General features: G+C 60.8%; 17 protein-coding genes and 1 pseudogene. 5 read left to right on the top strand and 13 right to left on the bottom strand.

Annotation, left to right across the window (positions count from 1 at the left end):
• The first annotated feature begins 318 nt into the window (after window positions 1–318).
• Window positions 319–1,353 carry a substrate-binding domain-containing protein gene (locus A6070_RS01110; protein ID WP_236718896.1) on the top strand — a complete coding sequence of 345 codons (1,035 nt, stop codon included), beginning with the start codon at window positions 319–321 and terminating at the stop codon, window positions 1,351–1,353.
• 178 nt (window positions 1,354–1,531) lie between these two features.
• Here the strand turns inward: A6070_RS01110 and A6070_RS01105 are convergent, their stop codons facing one another.
• The 12 genes and pseudogenes from A6070_RS01105 to A6070_RS01055 form a co-directional block, all read right to left on the bottom strand.
• Window positions 1,532–2,554: a methyltransferase gene (locus A6070_RS01105; protein ID WP_072286670.1), complete on the bottom strand. Its 1,023-nt coding sequence runs from the start codon at window positions 2,552–2,554 to the stop codon at window positions 1,532–1,534.
• A 72-nt stretch (window positions 2,555–2,626) separates the two neighbouring features.
• Complete coding sequence (locus tag A6070_RS01100) at window positions 2,627–3,412, bottom strand: molybdopterin-binding protein (protein WP_145928186.1); 786 nt, start codon at window positions 3,410–3,412, stop codon at window positions 2,627–2,629.
• A gap of 305 nt (window positions 3,413–3,717) precedes the next feature.
• Window positions 3,718–4,035 carry a TonB-dependent receptor gene (locus tag A6070_RS16245; RefSeq protein WP_083568937.1) on the bottom strand — a complete coding sequence of 106 codons (318 nt, stop codon included), beginning with the start codon at window positions 4,033–4,035 and terminating at the stop codon, window positions 3,718–3,720.
• A complete protein-coding gene (locus A6070_RS01090; RefSeq protein ID WP_269085289.1) occupies window positions 4,005–5,237 on the bottom strand; it encodes a TonB-dependent receptor domain-containing protein in 1,233 nt (410 codons plus the stop codon). Before A6070_RS01090 ends, A6070_RS16245 begins: the two co-directional genes overlap by 31 nt.
• A gap of 251 nt (window positions 5,238–5,488) precedes the next feature.
• Window positions 5,489–5,992: pseudogene (locus tag A6070_RS16240) on the bottom strand (TonB-dependent receptor plug domain-containing protein); the annotation flags it as partial.
• Between the two features lie 54 nt (window positions 5,993–6,046).
• Window positions 6,047–7,105 (bottom strand): ABC transporter substrate-binding protein, encoded by a 1,059-nt coding sequence (locus tag A6070_RS01080; RefSeq protein WP_072286668.1) that lies wholly within the window; start codon window positions 7,103–7,105, stop codon window positions 6,047–6,049.
• 88 nt (window positions 7,106–7,193) lie between these two features.
• Window positions 7,194–8,075 (bottom strand): DUF364 domain-containing protein, encoded by an 882-nt coding sequence (locus tag A6070_RS01075; protein WP_072286667.1) that lies wholly within the window; start codon window positions 8,073–8,075, stop codon window positions 7,194–7,196.
• A 484-nt stretch (window positions 8,076–8,559) separates the two neighbouring features.
• Entirely contained in the window at window positions 8,560–8,784 is a 225-nt protein-coding gene (locus A6070_RS15870) for a winged helix-turn-helix domain-containing protein (RefSeq protein ID WP_236718895.1), read from the bottom strand.
• On the bottom strand, window positions 8,739–9,281 hold the full coding sequence (locus A6070_RS01070; protein WP_236718894.1) for a response regulator transcription factor: 543 nt from the start codon (window positions 9,279–9,281) through the stop codon (window positions 8,739–8,741). The genes A6070_RS15870 and A6070_RS01070 overlap by 46 nt, the downstream gene beginning before the upstream one ends.
• A gap of 20 nt (window positions 9,282–9,301) precedes the next feature.
• Window positions 9,302–10,969, bottom strand: a complete 1,668-nt coding sequence (locus A6070_RS01065; RefSeq protein ID WP_072286665.1) for a sensor histidine kinase — start codon at window positions 10,967–10,969, stop codon at window positions 9,302–9,304.
• 113 nt (window positions 10,970–11,082) lie between these two features.
• Window positions 11,083–12,411, bottom strand: coding sequence for a vWA domain-containing protein (locus A6070_RS01060; RefSeq protein WP_072286664.1), 1,329 nt, complete (start codon window positions 12,409–12,411; stop codon window positions 11,083–11,085).
• A 168-nt stretch (window positions 12,412–12,579) separates the two neighbouring features.
• Window positions 12,580–13,914: an NRAMP family divalent metal transporter gene (locus tag A6070_RS01055; RefSeq protein WP_083558599.1), complete on the bottom strand. Its 1,335-nt coding sequence runs from the start codon at window positions 13,912–13,914 to the stop codon at window positions 12,580–12,582.
• 414 nt (window positions 13,915–14,328) lie between these two features.
• Between A6070_RS01055 and A6070_RS01050 the strand changes: the two genes are divergently transcribed.
• Complete coding sequence (locus A6070_RS01050) at window positions 14,329–14,997, top strand: M24 family metallopeptidase (protein WP_072286663.1); 669 nt, start codon at window positions 14,329–14,331, stop codon at window positions 14,995–14,997.
• A gap of 108 nt (window positions 14,998–15,105) precedes the next feature.
• On the opposite strand, the gene A6070_RS01045 is transcribed toward A6070_RS01050, so the two are convergent.
• Entirely contained in the window at window positions 15,106–17,361 is a 2,256-nt protein-coding gene (locus A6070_RS01045; RefSeq protein ID WP_072286662.1) for an inorganic phosphate transporter, read from the bottom strand.
• 271 nt (window positions 17,362–17,632) lie between these two features.
• Between A6070_RS01045 and A6070_RS01040 the strand changes: the two genes are divergently transcribed.
• Genes A6070_RS01040 through A6070_RS01030 form a run of 3 tightly spaced genes read left to right on the top strand, consistent with a single transcriptional unit; the run spans window position 17,633 to window position 20,549 of the window.
• Complete coding sequence (locus tag A6070_RS01040) at window positions 17,633–18,199, top strand: TetR/AcrR family transcriptional regulator (protein ID WP_072501926.1); 567 nt, start codon at window positions 17,633–17,635, stop codon at window positions 18,197–18,199.
• Window positions 18,196–19,347 (top strand): efflux RND transporter periplasmic adaptor subunit, encoded by a 1,152-nt coding sequence (locus A6070_RS01035; RefSeq protein WP_072286660.1) that lies wholly within the window; start codon window positions 18,196–18,198, stop codon window positions 19,345–19,347. The genes A6070_RS01040 and A6070_RS01035 overlap by 4 nt, the downstream gene beginning before the upstream one ends.
• The gene (locus A6070_RS01030; RefSeq protein ID WP_072286659.1) at window positions 19,344–20,549 is read left to right on the top strand and encodes an ABC transporter permease; all 1,206 of its coding nucleotides are present in this window, start codon (window positions 19,344–19,346) and stop codon (window positions 20,547–20,549) included. Before A6070_RS01035 ends, A6070_RS01030 begins: the two co-directional genes overlap by 4 nt.
• Window positions 20,550–20,551 lie beyond the last annotated feature (2 nt).

Raw genomic sequence — 20,551 nt, 5'->3', positions numbered from 1 at the left:
ACACAGGACATTCCGGCGGCATGCGCACCGAACAAGAAAGACCACGCCAAGTCGTCGGTATCGGAGGGGAAATGCGCCAATTCATCGCACCTGCTGGCAACGGAGGACGAAATGAGCGCATGGCCAATACCCGGAGCATAAAGTCATGCGGGTTACGCTGAGTCCATCGCCGACGGAGAACGAAATAAGCGCGAAAAGAGTGGTCCAGGTTGATTTACCGGGGAGGTTAAGTTATGTTGCCCGAACGGGAACTTTTCTCATCCACCCTTGATATGGCAGGATAATGTCATATGGTACATAATAATGTCAAAAGAAAATTTGGTACTGCATAACACGATCCGCAAAACCCGGGATGAGCGGGGCTGGTCGCAACAGGAACTGGCTGACCGGGCCGGACTCTCGCGCACCGGCATCAGCGCTATCGAGGCCGGACGCCTCATTCCGTCCACGGCCGCCGCGCTGGCGCTGGCCGCGGCGTTTAACTGCCGGGTAGAGGATTTGTTCGTGCTCAGCGGCCAGGAGTCCGCGCAATGGGCCTGGCCCCCGCCCCAGGATCCCTGCCGCTACTGGCGGGCCATGATCGGGTCACGCCAACTCATCTATCCGGTGGAATCAAGTCCTCTCGGGATTCTGCCCCATGATGGCGTATGGCGCGATGGAGAATTTCACGACCACCCCTTTGCGGATCCGGTCCGCACCCTGGTGGTTGCCTGCTGTGATCCGGCGGTAGGCCTTTTGGCAGGCGAATATGCGCGCCAGACGCCCTTCCGCATGCTGGTGCTGCCCCGTTCCAGTCGTACCGCCGTGGAGCTGCTGGCCGCCGGCCTGGTCCATGCGGCGGGCATTCACCTGGCCAACGCCGCCACACCCGAGGAAAACCGCGAGACTGCCGCTAAAATCCTGGGAGAGGATTTCTGCCTGATCCGGGTGGCCAACTGGGAGGAAGGCCTGGCACTTGCCCCCGGCCTCGCCGGCCAGGATATCGAGTCGCTCATGAAGGCCAACCTCAGATGGATCGGCCGGGAGCAGGGCTCCGGGGCGCGCCAGGTTCTCGACGAATTGTCCCATGGACTGCTCGTGCCCCAATACCTTGCCCGCGACCATCGCACCGTTGCCCAGAGCATCCGCAACGGTTTTGCTCAGGCTGGCGTTTCGGTGCGCCTGGTCTGCGAAGAAGAAGGGATCGACTTTCTTTCGGTGCGCATGGAACCCTATGACCTGTGCTTTCTCAAGACTTTGATGGACGATCCGCGGCTGCGAGCCATGGTCGAAGTCATCCAATCCCCCGCCTACCAGAAACAGCTTTCCGGCCTGCCCGGCTACGACAACCACCAGACCGGCGAACTCGGCTAGTTTTCATCCGGAAACGGCCCTTTTCCGCCGTGGCGGCGTCAATCTGCAGGCTTGCTTGTGTGGCGTACCGATGTACGCCTCCGCGCAATCCCTTGATTTCCTTGCTACAACGAAAAATTGCTCGTTCCCTATATGAAAACCACGCGGCATCCATCCGGAGTTCCCGGATGGATACCAGCTAACGCTTTGCCGCCAGGTGAAGCGTTGTTTCACCCGACATGCCGGGTACCGCAAGTTCGTTCTTAAGGACGAAGCCACAGGCATCAAGCGCCGCATTAAACGCCTCCGGATAACAGAGCGGATGACCGAAACTCCGCAGGCTTTTATCCAATTCGACGAGACCGCCCGCGGGCATGCCGCAACCGGGAGCGCAGAACCAGTGGTTCGACACCAGCAGCCCGCCGGGATTGAGCGCTTGCCAAACCCGCCGGAAAATTGCTGGCAGATCCTTGCGAAACTTGTACAACAAGTGGGAAATCAGCACGATGTCATACCCCGAGCCGAAATCATCGACGGATACATCCCCGTTTGCGACATCGACCCGATCGGCCAGCTGGTAGGCTTCAATATATTCCTGCGTAAAATTCGTAACATGGGGCTGATCGAACACCGTGGCGGTCAATTGCGGTTGGGCCTGACACAGCGCAATGGCGTAAAGCCCGTGGCCACCGCCGAGATCGAGCAGTCGCCGGGATCCGTCGAACCCCTCCCATCCCCGGACCGCGCGCGTGACGGCCTGCAGTTCCCCGCGCAGGGAGCGTTGAGCGAGAGCCTGCAGGAAGTCCCGGTCCGGACCGGACCGTGATGTGCCGGACGCTGGCCGGTCTCGCTTGAGGGTGTCGCCCAGCCGGGCCCAACTGGACCGTGGCGCGGCAATGCTTCTGAACCATTCGGTTTGACGTGAAGGGCTTGAACGGACCAGCATGGCCGACGCGGCAGCCGAGTTGCGATACCGCTCATCGCCATGGCACAGCAGCCCCATGTCCACCAGCGCCTGCAGATAGCTGCGCATAAACATGCCGTTGATATTCATGGCCGCACCGATATTTTCCCTGGTCGAACCAGGGTTTCCCTCCAGCCAGTCAAACAGCCCCAGATCCACGGCATGGGCCAGAACCTGATAGGCTTTGTAGCCTTCTGCGATATCATCCAGCAATTTCAATTCCCCGGCCACCGGCAGATTCATCAATTGGTGTGTCATGATCAGCAATACCTTTCAAGTTATGGTCCTATGACTAAGCACGCGCTCGGCCGGAACAGTGCCGCGCCATGATCAGAATGCATACTTTTCCAGACAGAATCCGCCATGACCCATCGCAATGATATCCGCCACCCGCGGCTTCATTCCGGCAAAAATCATGGGCAGCACCCCGTCCAGAGCGGTTACGCCGCCGCGCAGCACCCCTGCCGGCGTACCCAGCACAGGCACGTTCCGCAACATCGCCAGGCCGAGGATGGCGCTGGGCATCATCGGCACCCCCTCCATGATGACGTCCGCTCCGGACGCCCGGATGCCATCCATGGTGACATCATCGGGATCAACGGACATGCCGCTGCAGGCGAAGATGACTTCGCAGCCTGCCGCGTGCAGCTCCGATATGGCCCGAGCGATGGCCTCGACATCGTCGGGCACGATGATGGCATGCGCCAGGGACACGCCGAACGGCTCGACCTTGCGCGCCAGAACGTCCGCGAACCGGTCCGTGATCCGCCCCTTGTAAACCTCACTGCCGGTAATAACCGCGCCGGCTTTTTGGATCCTGAAGGGCAGGACATCCAGGATTCTGCCCTTGTCGCGGCACAGATTTTCCACACTTAACAGTTTGGCCTCGGGCACATACAGGGGCATGATCTTGACCATGGCGACAGACTCCCCCTCTCTGCAGGCTGTCCAGTTGTGGCGGGTGCCGATGGCGAAATCGCCCAGCCCGTTGATCTCGTCCAGCAGTGGAACATTGATTTTCAGCACGCCGGTGGCACCGGCCTTCAGCCGCGCGCCTCCGCCACGCCCGCCATCGACCCGCAACCCCTCGCCCACCGTGGCCCGGGCGATACGCAAGGCGGCTTCATTTTCATGAATATCCGGCTCATCCCCTTCGACGACATAGATATGCTCCTTGCCGATTTCGAGAAACCGGGGATGTCCTCTTCCCGCACCACGTACCCACGTTGAAACGGCAGCACCCCGCCTTCACCCGGCGTGATCCGCACAACCTCGTGCCCAAGCACCATGCCAACGGCCTCTTCAATTCTGACTTTTTTGATCATATGCTTTTACCTTTGCTGAATTGTTTGGTTTATTTCCGGCACTGCCATGCATGCCTGGGCGAACCGACTCCATGGAAGGACTTTTAAAGATCCGGCTCAGAAGTCGAACTGGAGCGAAGCGAAAAAGGTGCGTGGCGCGCCTGGATAGTAGGTTGGCGCATCCCGCCCGATGGAGGTATCACCGGCCGATATAATGGAAATATAGTCCTCGTCCAGCAGGTTGGTAACGGAGGCGACCAGCGTAATTGCGCGTCTTTCGGCAAGTTTGAAGCGCCTGCTCAGGGTCAGATCGACCACCACATGGGATTTGACGCTGTATTCGTTTTCCACGTCGGCGTAGCGTTTGCCCAGATAGCGAACCGTGGGGGTGAACCTGAAACCCTTCATGTCCAGGTTTGCCGTCCAGTTGGCCATGAACTTCGGCACGTTGGGAAGCTGGTGTCCCTTGGCATGAATCGTCGTCCCCCGGAGGATTGAACGTCCTCGGTAAATTCATATCTGTTGTAGCTGAGGGAGACAGAGGTGTTGAAGTAGCGGTTGAAGGTGTAGCCCACGGCCATTTCAGCACCGTAGGCGTGCGCCTCGCCGACATTCTGCCAGTAGCTGAAGGCCAGCTCGGGATCGTAACAGTTCAGGGCGACGTTTTTGACCAGGGAATAATACAGGGTCGGCGCGACAAACCATGATCCGTGCGTATAGTTCAGGCCGAGATCGAAGTTGTGGGAGACTTCCGGCTTGATGCTGTGCCAGACGTCCTGGAGCTCCTCATCCGTCAAGCCTTTTTTATAGTACTGGATAATCGCCGATCCCAGACTGTACTGAGGGGTTTCGTAATTCTTGCCATAGCTGGCCCGCACGGACAGGTTGGGTGTGAAGTCATAGCTGGCCCCTACACTGGGAAGAAACAGCTCATAGGTCTTGCCTTTCACATCGACGAGAACATCGTCTTCGCCGACCCTGGACAAGGCTTCCGAATAACTGACATCCCCGAGATCCGTGGTGTCGTAGCTGGTAAAGTCGGGCGACGTCATCCACAGGTATTTCAAGCCGGCGCCAAGCGTGGCGTTTCCGATGGTTTTTTCCGCGGCCAGGTAGGGACTCTTGAACTTGTGGTTGCTGCCCTTGACCAGCCTTTCCCAGGACAGAAACTCCCCGTCGGTCGACAGATACTTTCTGGAGGTCGGCGGTCCGGGCGGTTCGTCCTGCTGATACCAGTAGCCCAGCTTGATCACGCCCTGGTCGATGGCATGGCTCAGCTCGAAAACGGCCCCGTAGGTATCGTGATCGACGATCCAGTCGATGACCTTGTTCTGGCTCCCGGTATAGCTGTGTCCCTTGTCCTTGAGATAATAGGGGCGGACGGTAAGCTTGAGATTTTGCGTAACAGGAATGCCCAGCTTTCCGAAAATCGTATAGGTTTCGAAGCTCTGCCTGTTGTAGTCGTAGTAGTACATGTCCTGCGAGCTGTCGCCCGTCAACCTGGTATTGTAGTCAAAATCCTTGTACCTGGACAGATTTCTGGTCTGTTCGTAGGACAGCCCGCGATAAGCATGCTTATTGTCTTCGTTGTAGATCCCGTACACCTCCGCCTCGAACTTTTGTACCGCGCCGGACAGGCCAAAGGCGAAATTCTTGCGGGCATCCGGTGACTGGCCCTTGCCCTTCCATTTGTCGGCATCCGTATAAGAGGCGGAGACAAAGCCGCGGGCAATGCCCCCAGAATGCCTGTATCCAGGCGCGCATAGCTGCGCATGAAATCTTCACTGCCGAAACCCTGCGTGAGGGTGGCGTGGGCATAATCCAGCGGCCGCCGGACATGCATATCGACCACGCCGCTTTCGTTGCCGTAACCAAACCCGCTGTCCGCCGAAACGGCCCCCTTGGTCAGGGAAATGGCCTCAATATTTTCCAGATCGACCATGGTGCTCAGGCCGACGCCTGGACCGATCCCCTTGAGCGGCAATCCCTCCAGAAGCTCGCCGACATTGCGGTTCGACTTGCCCCGAATGCGGTGGGATATCTCCATACCGAAGGCATCTTTGGAAGTGATATCGACGCCCGGTTGCAGAGATATGGCCTTGTAGGGGCTGATCTGTTCCGCGCCGCCCTGGACTTCAATGGTTCCACGGTCAACCCGTTCTTTTGTGCCGATCGCCGACCAGGCCGGTTGAATGGCGAATTCCCCTTCTTTTTGCCCCTCCACCTCTATGGCCGGAAGCGTTATCTCTTCTCCGGCGCAAATTCCGCTGCTAACCAAAAGGCTTGTCAACACAAACGATAAGCAGACCTCCTTTAGTCTCCATTTTTTCACTGTGCGGTATTTCACGATCCCTCCTGTTTGCCCAATGGCAATACACGCGCATGCATTCATCCACAAAAAACATCCTGCATCCAAACTCATCACCAAAATTTCACAACAGTGCTCTCAAAAAAAGCTTTGAAGCTCCGCATCGGTCAGCTCATACCCATGGAACTTGCGATAAAAGCAACGCACTTCACGGCTCAGATCAATATCCTCCATAACCTCCGGATACAGCTTCATGCTCAACCACAAAATTCCGAGAATGGCCTCCGGAGACGGCCGATCCCACCAGAACGCACCGACCGGGCACGGATACACGGCACCTTTTTTGACGGCCTTGACCTTCTTGAGTTTCTGGTTGGCCAGGATGGCAGATACCGGACTCTGACCAGTTCGCGTATTGGAAACGACAATGACATCCGGATTCCAGAGCAACAGCTGTTCAACCGTAAGCTCCTGGGAAAAGCCCAGCGAGGCGGCCACATTGATGCCTCCGCCGGCGCTGATGAAGTGATGGCCCCAGCTATGGCGCCCGCCGGTGACGAGCGGCGAAGCGACACCGTGCGAGGTATAAAACACGCTTTTCCTCTTTGCCACCGGCACGGTAGCCACGCGCTCTTCAATCAGGTTCAACGTCCGCCGCCAATAGGAGACAAGCTCCGCAGCCTTTTCCTCGGCCCCGAGCAGCGTACCCATCGCGCGGAACTCCCTCAGCAGCGTCGGGATGTCGGCACGGCCTACCGCGACCATGAAAACCGGGATGCCAAGGCTTTCGATTTTTTCGTTGCCCTGGGGCGAAACCACCCCCGCGATGACCATATCCGGCTTCAGGGACAGAATTTTCTCGAGGTTGATATTATCGAAAGACCCGGCATCGCAGGCGCCGTCGAGAGCGGGATACATCCGATGAAACTGCCGGAAAGTTCGGTCTGACGGTTGTGCCACGATCTTGTCCGCCCCGCCCAGAACTGAAACCTCGTGAGCCGCGCCACCGTAGCAGGTGACGATGACGCGGCGAATGGCCGAGGGGATTTTGACGGCCCGGCCAGCGCTGTCGATCACCGTCCTTGCGCTTGAGGAACCGCCGCCGGGGTTTTTGCCGGCGGCCTCTCCCGGTGTCGGAGCGCACACCCCGATCAGGATAAGAACCAGCGGAAAGATCATCCATAGACTGTTTTTCATATCCGTCCTTCACAAAATTACCGCCGCCGGTGGTCCCGCAATCCCAAAACTTCTGGGCGTCGCACGATCTTCACAGGGCTCCATCCACTCAGCCGTGGCAGGGCAGGCTCCCGAAGGCGGCATCCTCCTCACCGCGACGCACCACGAGCCTTTCCGCCGACTTGCCGTAAAAGTGATATCCGGAGCCGGCTTCCGCCAGAACATCGAGCAGCTTGTCGGGATCCGTCACCGTGATGCTGCCGATGGATTTGACACCGCGTCGGAAAAAGGCATCCGGCAGCATGCTGGCGGTGGGTCCGACCAGAATCACCTCTGCGCCAGGCTTCACCTGGGCCAGAATGCCTTCCAACGTATCGTTGAGCACGGTGGTGCCGGTGATAATGAGCAGATCCGCCTGCGGAATGACTTCGTGCGCTTTTTCCGGCGGCACGAAATAGGGCAGTTCATCGGCCTTGAGGGTGCGTGGATCCTTTTCGAGAATATGAAAAGGCTGTTTGCGTTCCTTGAGCATCTTCAGATAGGGGACCAGCGCCCCGATGACCACTGCCCGGGCACCGTCGGGAATGGCCACCTTGTCCACGGGGTCGGCCCCGAGTTCGAAGGTGTAATCCTGGGGAAACCGCTTGCGCCAGCAGGTGGCCGACAGGGCATTGAGCACCGCAATGCTCATGGCTTTTTCCAAGGGCCTGTTTTCGGCGAGTTTATCCAGATAGGAGGAAACCGGCTGGCCCTTCAGCTTGCCGGAATTCGGCATGGCGCGCGCCGAACTGGGACAACACACCGCTTCGGGGATCTCCTTGACAGGGGTAAAACAGATGCCGCCCGACCCGTTGGAAAGCTTGACGCCCGTGAAAAACAACCCTATGACGACCCTTTCCACGGTTATGGACGCCATCTCCTCGCCAAGCACCGAACGGATTTGATCGATCGTCTCCGACAGAATGGAACTGTTGACCTTTTCAGAAATCATTACGGATTCTCCTGCTGAATGAATGGTGATTTGTGTATTTCCGCAGACATCGCCATTGATGGAGGGGATGACAACCGTGCAAGGAAGAGAGAACCGGGACAGGTCGCCCCCCCCTCGATCCTTCATATTTGACATGATCGTGTCATGTTGACATTATCGTGTCAATGAAAACTTTTTATTTCCTTCATGGTCCAGGCAGCGAGCGGCAAACGGCCGCACTCGACCGCGGTCCCAAGCGGCCGGGGACAGTCGCGAATCGCCCTGCGGACGCTTCGCTTCCTTGAGGCAACACGCCCTTGCGACAAGCAGCACCGGAAGTTTCGACCGGCCTGACGAAGGATCGTGCCCGAATCAGGATGTACGGGAAAAAGTTATCGGAATGACGTGTGAAATGCGGCCAGCGAAGCAGCAGCCGACAGGTCGAAAGGAGGTTGTGGCGCAACAACAGGCGGGTGGTGGGTCTCGGCAAATAATGGCAAAGGGCTCAGCAGGAGCCCGAGGTGACGGCATACCGATAGCCGATGCCATGCACGGTAACGATGACCCGGGGCGCGGCCGGGTCGGGTTCGATCTTTTTGCGCAGCTGGGCGATATGCTGATCGAGGGTGCGGGTGGTGCCCTGGTAGCGGATGCCCCAGGCGGCATCGAGCAGCATGTCGCGGCTCAACACTTCGTCGGGGTGGGTGAAAAAAGTCTCCAGCAGCACCATCTCCCGGGGGTGAGACTGAATTGACGTCCGGCCAGCCGACCGCGATAGCATTTGCGGTCGATGCACGCCGTGCCGATATGGATGGTGGACGGCAGCGCCGGCGGATCGTCACAGGGCAGCGGCTGGCGGCAGGTGCGGCGCAGCACGGCAGCGATGCGGGCGCGCAGCTCATGGGTGCCGAAGGGCTTGGTGATATAGTCGTCCGCGCCCAGTTCCAGACCCACCACCTTGTCGACTTCCTCGCCCTTGGCGGTCAGCATGATCACCGCCAGCGGCAGATTGCGGCGGCGGATCTCCCGGCAGACGTCGAAGCCGCTGCGGCGCGGCATCATGATGTCAAGCAGCACCAGGTCGAAACAGCTGTCGGTCAGCCGCTGCAAGGCGGCCTCGCCATCGGCGGCGTCTTCCACGAGATACCCTTCCGCGACCAGCAGATCGACAAGCCCCTCACGGATGTGACGCTCGTCCTCGGCAACCAGTATGCGCACAGGGGACATAAAACTTCTCCTTGGATCGGTTAGCGGCGCATCGAAGAAGGCGCGTTTGCCGCGGTGGCTTCAGAAGCGCCGGACGCCAGTGGCACCAGCATCTCGAAACAGGCACCGCCGTCGGGACGGGGCTGATAGCGCAAGTCTCCGCCCATGTCCCGCAGCAGGCGGCGGGCGATGCTCAGGCCAAGGCCGCTGCCGGGACATGCAGCGGTCAGGGCATCGTCGACACGGTGGAATTGCTCGAAAATACGATCCCGGTGGGCCACGGGGACTCCGGGGCCACGGTCCATGACGGTGATCCGGCAGCGCTGCTCGATCTGATCGAGCCGCACCGCCAGTTCCTTGCCGCCGGCGGCGTATTTCAGGGCATTGTCGATAAGGTTGAGCAGCGCCTGCCGGACAGCGTCCCGGTCGGCCCGCACCTCGGGGATTTGCGCGGAACCGGATCGCAGCAGCCGCATGCCGGCCTGCTCCAGGCGCAGCTGCTGGCTGTCGAGCACTTCGTCAAGGCAGTCCGCCGGCGAAAAATCACGCACATGATACTTTTTACGCCCCTGCTCCAGGCGGCCGAAATCGAGTACATTGTTGACCAGCCGGGTAAGCCGCTGGCTTTCCTCGACAATCACCCGCAGATAATGGCGCTGTCGCTGTTCCGGCAGCGCATGACCCTCGGCCAGCAGTTCGGCATACAGGCGGATGGTGGTCAGGGGGGTTTTCAGCTCATGGGAGACATTGGAGACAAAGGTGGTCTTGCGGCGGGCATCGCGCATGTTCCGCCAGGCCTGCCACAACAGCAGGGACCCGCCGAACAGAATGGCCGCCACGAAGCTGCCCACCAGCAGGCCGGACAGCAGCCGCAGCCCCCCTGTGCCACCCGGCGCGACAGCGCTTCGGTAGATGCGCAGCTCCCAGTGCGGCAGCCCGGCGCCCAGCGACTGGGTGACATACGGCGCCGACCCCGGCTCCAGCGCGCCGGATCCGCTCTGATGCACCGCGCGGCCGTGACCGTCGACCAGCACCCAGGTCTCCCCGGACCGAGGCGCCGGCATGGCGACGATCAACCGCGACAGCAGGGCCATCATTTCCATCTCCAGGCCGACATGGCGCCCGGATCCGGCCGGCCGCTCGATCCAGCCAAGCAGATAGAGGCCATCCTCCCAGAACCAGGGAATCCAGCCGGACGCTGAAGTTTCCTGCCTCGGGTTTTCCCCGGCGGCGCCTTGCGTCAGACGGCGCAATTGCTTGCGAGGCGAAGCAGCGGCAACTTGGCCCGGCACGTCCAGGTCCGGCCCGCGCCAGGGGATGCGGCCCCGGAACAGGGCATCGTAACGATCGATAAATTCGGACTCTTCGCGGCTGGAAGGTGCTTGCGGATCGGGCAGAAGCAAGCCGTCCGGCCCGGCGATAAACACGTTGCGGATCAGGGGGTTGGAATCCTTCCACTGCTCCAGGCGGTCGGCCAGCTGCACCTCGGGCAGGCGGCGCAAACCGGCGAGCAGCCCGTCGCGCACCTCGGCGATGGCCAGATCGAAACTCTCGGCCGCGCTCATCGCCCGCCGCCGCGCCGCCTCGCGACTCTCGGCCGCGACCCGCTGCTGTTCGTTGCCAAGCAGGCGCAGAGCCATGCCGCCGATGAGCAGGGTCGGCACCAGCAGCAGCAACCAGGCGATAACGATAAAACGTGTTCGGAGCATGCCCGTTTCCCGCGCGGGCCAAGGTGGCCTTCAACAGCCTCCCGGGTCCGTCCATGAAAGGGCCCTCCGGAACGTAGCGGATTCCGGAGGGCGTCGCTGACAAAGGATTCTGTCTATTTGTAGGTTTTCTGCTGGCTGCGGGTCTTGAAGCTTTCGGAGCGGATCTCTTTTTTGCGGGTCTCGTCGAGCCGTTCCGACTCGAAATCGACCGCCTCCTCTTGCAGTTGGGCGGCCTCTGCGGCGAGATCCTCGAATCCGAGTTCCACGCTCTGCTGCTGCAGGACCTGGCTGCTCTGGCGCAGTTTGGCGGCGGCCTCGTCCTTGTCCCCCTGCTTGTAAAGGGTCAGCGCTTCATCCCGCGCCACCGCCATCTCGTTTTCCACCACCGCCTGCCGCACTTCCTTGCTGGCGGCCTTGCGCACCTCTTCGATGCGGCCGCTGACCGTGGCCCGGGCCTGGGTGGCGGAATGTTCGCCACGGGCGGTCAGGGCATTTTCATAGCGACAACGCACCTCGCCCAAATCTAGGGTCTGGCCCGCGCGGCTGGCCGGAACCTCCACCTCGACCAGGGCATATTTCTCCTGGCCGCCGTAGAGCTGATTCATGCGGATCTCGACATGACGCCCGCGGATACGACCCTCGCGGCCGATGATGCGCAGCGGGCGCACCCCGGCGGGGCATTCGACCTGAATAACCACCTGCTGCGCCACCACGCTCAGCACATCGCCCAGCTCCGCCGCGAAGATACGCGGCAGATCCCGGCTCGATTCGACAAAATAGTGATTGCCGTCACTGCGTTCGGCCAGTTGCGTCATCAGATCTTCGTTGAAATCGGTACCGACGCCGATAGTGGTGACGGAAATCCCCTCCTTGAGCAGGGCGGCGCCGAGTCGGGCCAGATCATCGGCCCGGCTGGGCCCGACATTGGCCAAGCCGTCGGACAGCAGCACCACGCGGTTCACGAAAGCCCCGTCACCGTGCTTGCGCACCTCCGCGGCACCCTGGCTGACCGCTCCGAACAACGCGGTATTGCCTCCCGGGCGGATGCCGCGGATACGGGCCTCGATAGCTTCCGTATGACGGACCGGCGCGGCGGAGACCAGGGTTTCGACCTGGTGATCGTAAACGACAAGAGAAAACAGGTCGCGGCCGTTGAGACGACGCAGCGCTTCGATAGCCGCTTCGCGGGCATTTTCGATTTTGCTGCCGGACATGGAACCGGAGCGGTCCATCACCAGCGCCAGATTGACCGCCGGCCGTTCCTTGGGCAGCGGCAGGGTCGGCGCGGTCAGAGACACCTTGATCACGGCGCGTTGCGCCGGTCCGGCGGGCAGTACCGGCTTGTCCAGCTGCGCGGAACATCGCACCAGCGGCGCGGCAAAACCGGCATTGGCGAGCAGCAACAGGCCGGCGACGGCAAGCGGCAGGCGGAAAAATTTCATGGCAGGCTCCTTTGGCTGTTTTTCAGAGAAAGAAAAAACCGTAAGTTCCGTTTCTGGAGCCATTAGAGCACGGCGACCGCCGCCAGTCGTCACGGCCGGGTAAAAGGTTTGTAAAAAAAATGTCAAAAACGCCGGCACCCCAGCAAAAAGCCCCGACACGCTGCGGGATCAGCCGCCGAAAAAGCAGGTCACATAAACATAACCGCCTGTCATCAGGACAAAAAAGCTGATTCCCGCCCAACTGAGCACACGCAGGAACCTGCCCGGCCGATAACGCTCCGGCACATTCGGACCGTTCATCACCTTGAAATTGATGATGGCGAGGACCGGCGAGGTGACGAAGGAAACCACCGCAGCAAAGGTAAGCAGCTGGATCAGGTTTTTGACAAACAGCAGCACCACCAGCGACGCCGCCAGCCCCGACACGAAAATCCAGGCCTGATGAATCTGGCGAAAGCGGCGGGCCGGCAGATCTCCGATAAGGGAACAGCACGCGGCCAGGGAGCGGGGATAACCGTCCATGGTGGTCAGGGTGGTGCTGAACATGGTGAAAAACGCCGCCGTCAGAATCAGGGGCCGGGACCAGTCACCGATGGTGGCGGCGTACAGATTGACCAGCTGGTTGGAAAAAGCGATGCCGCTATCCGAAAAGGATTCGCCCGAACCGAACATGACCAGCGCCCCCAGGGCCAGAAACAACACGGCCAGCACCACCGCCGCGCTGTAGCCGAGGTAAAAATCGATGCTGGTCTCCCGCACCGTGGCAAAGTGGCCGGTCTGCTCTTCGCGGCTGAAAATCCACAGCGACGACCAGGCGGAAAGATCGACCGGCGCCGGCATCCAGCCAAGCAGACTGATCAGAAAGGCAAAGGAGGCCCAGTTCCAGGGGCTGGGCGGGACCATTTCACCCGTCACCATGCGGCTGCCCGGCATCGCCAGGGCTACCGCAACCAGAGTTCCCACAGCCAGCAGCAGAATGATCCCCTTGGACATGGAATCGAGCAGTTTGTAATGCCCCAGCAGCAACAGCAGCATGCAGATCCCCACCAGGGCGACGGTGAGATGGGGCACGGAAGCGCCCAAGAACCCGTAACCGGCAAACAGGGCGCCGCTGAGCATCGCCACCCCGGCGATATTGATGGTGCCGGTAAGAATGTTGATCAGCAGAAAAATCCAGACGAATACCGTGCCGTGGCGGCGATAGCCGGCCAGCAGACTTTCCCCGGTGGCCGCAGTGTAGCGCTGTCCATACAAAAAGAAGGGAAATTTCAGCAGATTCGCCAGCAGGATCAGCCCCAGCAGCCGCCAGCCGAAATCGGCGCCGGCACGGGTCGACCAAACCAGATGGGAGCCGCCGATGGCCGCGCAGGACATCAGGATCCCCGGGCCGAGAGCCTTCCACAGCCCCGACTGCACAAACCCCGGCGCCGCCTTGGGCCCGCACGCCCCGTCAACCGCCACCGCTTCGGCCACCGCCACATCCTGATGCTTCTCTCCGTTCATCCGTTATCCTTCCCGGTGGGTTAAGCCACCGTGCTCCAGCGCTTATCAACCATCGCACTCCAATACCACTGTCCTGGCTGCTTCCGGAATATTGAAAAACAGGCCCTTTGTCAATACCCAAAGGTGAAAACAGCTGGCATCATGCCGGCAACAAGCTGTTTCAGGATTGCATACGCGCTGGGCGAAGTGAAAACGGTTATTAAAACTTACAGCAGCAGCGTCCATTCCAGGTGCTCTTTGCTGCACGCATAGCCCGATGCATTCCAGGCGCATGCCGCGACCGCCTGTTCCGCGCAAAATTGACATTGATCAATTTATTCCCTGGTTTTCCGCGTTAGTGTGAGATCGCCGGAACAGAGGGGATGTCCCCTCATGTCGATCGGCGCCACACCACTTTTCAAGGGAGATCATGGCATGGCTATTCAGGACAAGGCCGCATTGGAGAGGACCGGAGCAGACTTTTCCGTCGAGAAAATGCTTGCAATCAGAGCCAAGGCACAGGAGGCGGTCAAGCGGATCGCTGCGCAGGTAAAACCCGGAATGCTTGAAGAAGACGCCAATAAAATGGTTGTCGACACCTTGCGGGAGATGGGTGCGGCAAAGGCTTTTCACAAACCCTATATTCGTTTTGGCAGCAATACGACGAAAACCTTCGGGGCGGACTCGGAACCGGGCGTCCGGTTGGGTGCCGACGACATTTTTTTTATCGATATCGCCCCGGTCTGGGATGGATATGAAGGGGATGCGGGCGACAGCTTCGTGACCGGCGGCAATCCGGAATTGAAACGCTGCGCCGGGGATGCCCGGAAGATTTTTGAAGCCGTTGCCAAAAAATGGAAGGACGAGAAAGCAACCGGCGTCGAGCTGTATGATTTCGCCCAAAAACTGGCTCTGGATCTTGGTTGGGAGTTGAATCTCGAACTGGGCGGACATCGCCTCGGCGACTATTCCAGTGCGGAACATTATGAAGGCCCGCTGTCCGAGATAGCCTTTCACCCCTCGCCAAACCTGTGGATGGTCGAGATTCACATCCGGGATGCCAAAAACGGTTTCGGGGCATTTTACGAAGATCTGCTGATCTGATTTCTGGCAGCATTCCGTATTATCCCGGCTCTCCTCTCTTTGCCACGAAGAGCTGGAGAGCCGGGACGGCTTTTGCCCGAAAAAACAACACGGCATCCGGGCATCCTTTTATTCAGCGCCCTTCTCTTCGAATTCCCCGAAGGATTTCTCGAAGATTTCAAGCAGCTCCAGGCTCTGCCTGGACAGCAGCATGGCATTTCCGACCATGGCGTAGTACAGGATGCTCAGGCGGGTCTTGGAGGAGTTGTCCTTGATCCTGACCACCTGCCTGGCATTGAGTTCGGTGGCGAGATCCCGCAGTCCGCGGTCCTTGGCCATCAGGCTGTGGATATCGGCGGCCCGTTTGAGGCCGAAAGTGGTTTCGAGCTCCAGCAGAACCTCGTCAAGCAGGCGGCGCACCTGCTCCAGTTCGCCGATTTGCACCGGCAGCAGGCCTTTATGATGGTTGATGACGTGGGTGTAGGCACGCAGCATGATATCCCGGTGGCCGTCGGTCAGCTTCTGCAGATGCCGCACGGTCTGGGGATACTTGTGCGACAGCGCGAAGCCTTGCTGATCCAGCAGGCGCATGGCCTTGAATACATTGGCGCTGATGATATTCGACCACTGCTGAAACTTGCCCAGCCGCTTGCGCTCATAGCTCAGACGGTCCAGGTTTCCCCGGAAAAGCGCCTCCAGGGTGGCATCCAGGGAGACACGCACTTCCCCGAGCAGAAAGCTCATGTGCTCAAAGGTCGTCTCGACGGTTTCCCGGGGGTTTTCCACCGATTTGAGGTTGAATACCGTTTCCTTGTCGGCGTCTTTCTCCATTTCCCGATGTTTGCGATGAGCGTTCAGGATCAGGGCGGCGGCAATGAAAACCAGCAGCACAACTCCCAGCGCCTTGGCGTAGAAGATGACGGCAACGAACAGGCCGGCGAAAATGAAGGCGATGACGGCCGTCATGAACCAGCCGCCGATCACCGTCAGCACGCCGGTGACGCGGTATACGGCGGTCTCGCGCCCCCAGGCCCGGTCCGCAAAAGAGGTGCCCATGGCGACCATGAAGGTCACGTAGGTGGTCGACAGCGGCAGCTTGTGACCGGTGGCATAAGAGACCACGGCGCTGGCCACCATCAGGTTGACCGTGGCGCGCAGCAGGTCGAAGGAGGCTTTTTTGCCATCACCGCCAACCGACACGGCCGCGTGCGGATCGAGACGCCGGTTGACGAAGCCACGCAGGCGCGCGGGGACCACTACCCGAACGGTCTCGAACACCCCGAGCACCAGCCGCACGATGGCCCGGGACAAAAAGATCGATTCGAAGCGCTCACTGCCTTCGTCCTGCTGGCTGAGACTGAGTTCGGTTCTGGTGACGGTCATGGCCTTTTTCGACAGCCACAGGGTCAGCGTCATGATGATGCCGGCCAGCAGCAGCAGGGAGGTCGGGGTGTGCACCTTGTCGCTCAGCGCCCCCATGGTGACGGTCAGCGGCTGGCCCGTCGCCATGGCCGCCTTGTAGGCCTGCAGGCCGGCCAGGGGCACGCCGATGAAATTGACCAGATCGTTGGCGGCAAAGGCCATGGCCAGCGCGAAGGTACCGACCAGCACCACCGGCTTGAGCATGTTGATCTTCAGCAGATGCAGCGACTGCAGGACAAGCGCGGCAATGACAAAGATGATGAACAGCAGCAGGCAGGCATGATCCTGGATCCATGCCACGTTCCGCGCGGACATGAAGGACGCCCCCTTGGCGCCCTTGACCAGAATGAAGTAGGTGATGGACGACAGGGCAATGCCGCCCCACAGGGCGCCGTAACGGTCGATACGCCGCTGATAGTCGAAGGTGAACAGCAGGCGGGTGAAAAACTGCGCCACGGCGCCGCACACAAAAGCGATGGCCACCGACAGCAGGATGCCCATGATGATGGTGATGGCCTTGGCCGAATTGATGTACTGAACGATGGTGGTCAGACTGTCGCCGGCCTTGACGATCTTGAGGAAGGACATGACCACGGCGGCGCCCAGCAGCTCGAACACCACGGAAACCGTGGTGGAAGTGGGCAGCCCGTAGGTGTTGAAAAGATCCAGCAGGATGATGTCGGTGATCATGACCGCCAGAAAAATGGCCATCAGCTCCGGCATGGTGAAAAATTCCGGATGGAAAATGCCCTTGCGGGCCACCTCCATCATGCCGCTGGAAAAGGTGACGCCGAGCAGAATGCCGAGACTGGCGATGATCATGATGGTCCTTCGCGAAGCCACCTGCGACCCGAAGGACGAATTGAGAAAATTGACCGCGTCGTTGCTGACCCCGACCATGATGTCGAGCGCGGCGATAACGACGAGAATACCGAGCCCGATCAACAGAAACTCACTACCCATAACCTTTTATTTTCCTTTCCCAGGCAAATCTTTGTTGAAGCGGCCGTGCCCGGTTCGCAGACTCCGTTGCCTGCCCTGCCACAGCCGGCGCTCCATTTATCAGGGAATTGTTAGCTGCGTATTAGCTCCGGATTAATTCCTGCCGGAAAGCAGGTTTTGAAAAAAACGGATTGACAAATGCCTTCTTCCTTATAAAAATAGTAATCAATTACTATTTTTTGGAGATTGTCATGCCCCCTCAGAACGTTATCTACCCGCCGAAAAACGCCGGCTGGCAACGGTCAAGGCCGTACTCCAGCTGGCAGCGGAACAGAACCCCAACGCCATCACCACCGCGGCCATCGCCGCCCAAATGGGGCTTACCCAGGGCGCGGTTTTCCGCCACTTCCCCAACAAGGATGCCATCCTGCAGGCGGTGATGGAGTGGGTGCACGAACAGTTGATGTCGCGCATCGAGCAGGCCGTGCAGGCAGCCCCCGGCGCGCTCGCCGGACTGGAGGCCATGTTCACGGCGCATGTGGCGTTTGTGGCCGAGCACCCCGGCGTGCCGCGCATCCTGTTCGGCGAGCTGCAGCGCCCTGAGGCCTCGCCGCCCAAACTTGCGGCGCAGCAGCTGGTCCGGCACTATGGCGAACGGCTCAAAAGCCTTCTCGCGGAGGGAAAAGCGCGGGGAGAACTCGACGCCGGAATCGAGGAAGAAGCGGCGGCCGCCCTGTTTCTCGGCAGCATTCAGGGGCTGGTCATGCAATCGCTGCTGGCCGGCGATGTACAGAGCATCCGCCGCGAGGCCTGCAAGGTATTTGCCATCTATCGACGTGCCATCCGGAGGGAGCCATGAAACGCCTGCCCGTTCAGAAACGCACCCTGGCGCTGCTGGCGGTGCTCGTCCCGCTGCTGGTGCTGTTTGTCTATGTCGCCCTGCGCTCCGGGCCGCTGGCGCCGGTGCCCGTAACCGTCGCCACCGCACAGCGGCGCAGCCTTGCGCCGGGACTGTTCGGCATCGGCACCGTCGCCGCGCGTTATACCTACAAGATCGGACCGACGGCGGCGGGACGCCTGCAACGGCTCGATGTACACGTCGGCGACCGCGTCCGCGCCGGGCAGCTGCTTGGCGCCATGGACGCGGTGGATCTGGAGGCGCGCATGCGGGCCCAGGATGCCGCGTTGAATCGCGCCGCCGCGCAACAACGGGAAGCCGCGGCGCGCGCGGAATACGCCAGAGTCCAGGCGCGGCGCTATCAACAGCTGCACGCGGCAGGTGCGGCCAGCGAGGAAACCCTGGTCACCCGCCGGCAGGAACTGCAGATCGCCGAAGCGGGCCTGCAGGCAGCCCGGCAGGAGCTTTCCCGCCTGCGGGCCGAGCGGGAAGCCCTGACGGAACAACAGCGCGAGTTGCAGCTGGTCGCCCCCGTCGAAGGGCTGGTGGTGGCGCGCAATGTCGATCCGGGCACCACCGTGGTTGCGGGTCAGGCGGTGGTGGAACTGCTCGATCCGAAAAGCCTGTGGCTGGATGTGCGCTTCGATCAGTCCGGCGCACAAGGCCTGGCCGCCGACCTGCCGGCCCGCATCACCCTGCGCTCCCGGGACAAGACGGTGCTGACGGGACGGGTGCTGCGCATCGAACCGCTGGCGGATGACATCACCGAGGAAATCCTCGCCAAAGTGATTTTCACTCCTCCGCCCCCTGCACTGCCGCCCATCGGCGAACTGGCCGAGGTGACCGTGAACCTGCCCCGGCTGCCGCCCGGCGTGGTGATCCCCAACGCGGCGCTGCAGCGGCTCGATGGGCAAACGGGCGTCTGGCGGGTGACAGACGACGATTTACGGTTCACGCCGGTCAAGCCGGGTCCCGCCGATCTGGAGGGGCAGGTCCTGGTCCGGGAAGGCCTGGCGGAGGGCGACCGCATCGTGGTGTACAGCGCCAGGGCACTGACCCCCCGCAGCAGTATCCGGGTGGTGGAGCGGATAGCGGGCGTGGCGCCATGATCAATCTGGCGGCTCGCGACATCCTGCATGCCTGGGGGCGGTTTGTGTTTACCGGCGCCGGGCTGGGGCTGCTGATCGGCGTCACACTGTCGATGGCCGGCATCTACCGGGGCATGGTGGACGACGCCAGGGTGCTGCTCGACAACAGCGGCGCCGATCTGTGGGTGGTTCAAAAGGACACGCTCGGCCCCTATGCCGAATCGTCCAGTCTCTACGACGACGCCTGGCGCGGCATCCGCGGCATGCCGGGGGTGGCCGGCGCGGCCAACGTCACCTACCTGACCATGCAGGTGCGCCACGGCCAGCGCGATGTGCGGGCCATGGTGACCGGCATCGCAGGCGGCGGTCCCGGCACACCGGGCTGGCCACCGTATCTGGTCGCCGGCCGGCAGATCACCCGGGGGCACTATGAGGCGGTAGCCGACCTCGCCAGCGGATTCAAACTCGGTGACCGCCTGCGCATTCGCCGCAACCATTTCACCGTGGTCGGTCTGACCCGGCGCATGGTCTCTTCCAGTGGCGACCCCATGGTGTTCATCCCCCTCAAGGATGCGCAGGAGGCACAGTTCCTCAAGGACAACGACGCCATCCGCCAGCAGCGGCGCCGAGCCGCCGCCAACGAAAACTTCAATCGCCCCGGCGTACCGGATCTGCTGGAAGCCTTCACCGCTTCCCAGAGCAGCCATCCCTACGTGAACGCGGTTCTGGTGCGCACCGCTCCCGGTCACGACCCGGAGGCGGTGGCGCGCGACATCCGCCGCTGGCTGCGTTTAACGGTCTACAGCCGCGCCCAGATGGAGGCTATCCTGGTCGGCAAGCTGATCGCCACCTCGGCCCGCCAGATCGGCATGTTCCTGGTGATCCTGTCCGCGGTGAGCGCCGCCATCGTGGCTTTTATCATCTATACCCTGACCCTCGGCAAAATCCGCGAGATCGCGGTGCTGAAACTGATCGGCACCCGCAATCGCACCATTGCCGCCATGATTCTGCAGCAGTCCATATCGCTGGGCATCATCGGTTTCGTCATCGGCAAGATCAGCGCCACGCTGTTCATGGCGCCGGTATTCCCCAAATATGTTCTGCTTGAACCGCGCGACTCCCTGGCCGGCTTCGTCGCGGTGGTGCTGATCTGCACCCTGTCGAGCCTGATCGCCATTCATGCGGCGCTCAAGGTCGACCCGGCCGAAGCGATCGGAGGCTAGAC

Source organism: Syntrophotalea acetylenica (genome assembly GCF_001888165.1).
GTDB lineage: Bacteria > Desulfobacterota > Desulfuromonadia > Desulfuromonadales > Syntrophotaleaceae > Syntrophotalea > Syntrophotalea acetylenica.
Note: the sequence above shows the minus strand (reverse complement) of the source record. Positions and strands in the feature narration are given on the sequence as shown.

Excerpts from the sequence above, each read along its gene's own strand:
- A6070_RS01105 (WP_072286670.1), bottom strand. The coding sequence starts at position 2,554 with ATGACACACCAATTGATGAATCTGCCGGTGGCCGGGGAATTGAAATTG.
- A6070_RS16245 (WP_083568937.1), bottom strand. The coding sequence starts at position 4,035 with ATGGCCAACTGGACGGCAAACCTGGACATGAAGGGTTTCAGGTTCACC.
- A6070_RS01080 (WP_072286668.1), bottom strand. The coding sequence starts at position 7,105 with ATGAAAAACAGTCTATGGATGATCTTTCCGCTGGTTCTTATCCTGATC.
- A6070_RS01075 (WP_072286667.1), bottom strand. The coding sequence starts at position 8,075 with ATGATTTCTGAAAAGGTCAACAGTTCCATTCTGTCGGAGACGATCGAT.
- A6070_RS15870 (WP_236718895.1), bottom strand. The coding sequence starts at position 8,784 with ATGGTGCTGCTGGAGACTTTTTTCACCCACCCCGACGAAGTGTTGAGC.
- A6070_RS01070 (WP_236718894.1), bottom strand. The coding sequence starts at position 9,281 with ATGTCCCCTGTGCGCATACTGGTTGCCGAGGACGAGCGTCACATCCGT.
- A6070_RS01065 (WP_072286665.1), bottom strand. The coding sequence starts at position 10,969 with ATGCTCCGAACACGTTTTATCGTTATCGCCTGGTTGCTGCTGCTGGTG.
- A6070_RS01060 (WP_072286664.1), bottom strand. The coding sequence starts at position 12,411 with ATGAAATTTTTCCGCCTGCCGCTTGCCGTCGCCGGCCTGTTGCTGCTC.
- A6070_RS01055 (WP_083558599.1), bottom strand. The coding sequence starts at position 13,914 with ATGAACGGAGAGAAGCATCAGGATGTGGCGGTGGCCGAAGCGGTGGCG.
- A6070_RS01050 (WP_072286663.1), top strand. The coding sequence starts at position 14,329 with ATGGCTATTCAGGACAAGGCCGCATTGGAGAGGACCGGAGCAGACTTT.
- A6070_RS01045 (WP_072286662.1), bottom strand. The coding sequence starts at position 17,361 with ATGGGTAGTGAGTTTCTGTTGATCGGGCTCGGTATTCTCGTCGTTATC.
- A6070_RS01035 (WP_072286660.1), top strand. The coding sequence starts at position 18,196 with ATGAAACGCCTGCCCGTTCAGAAACGCACCCTGGCGCTGCTGGCGGTG.
- A6070_RS01030 (WP_072286659.1), top strand. The coding sequence starts at position 19,344 with ATGATCAATCTGGCGGCTCGCGACATCCTGCATGCCTGGGGGCGGTTT.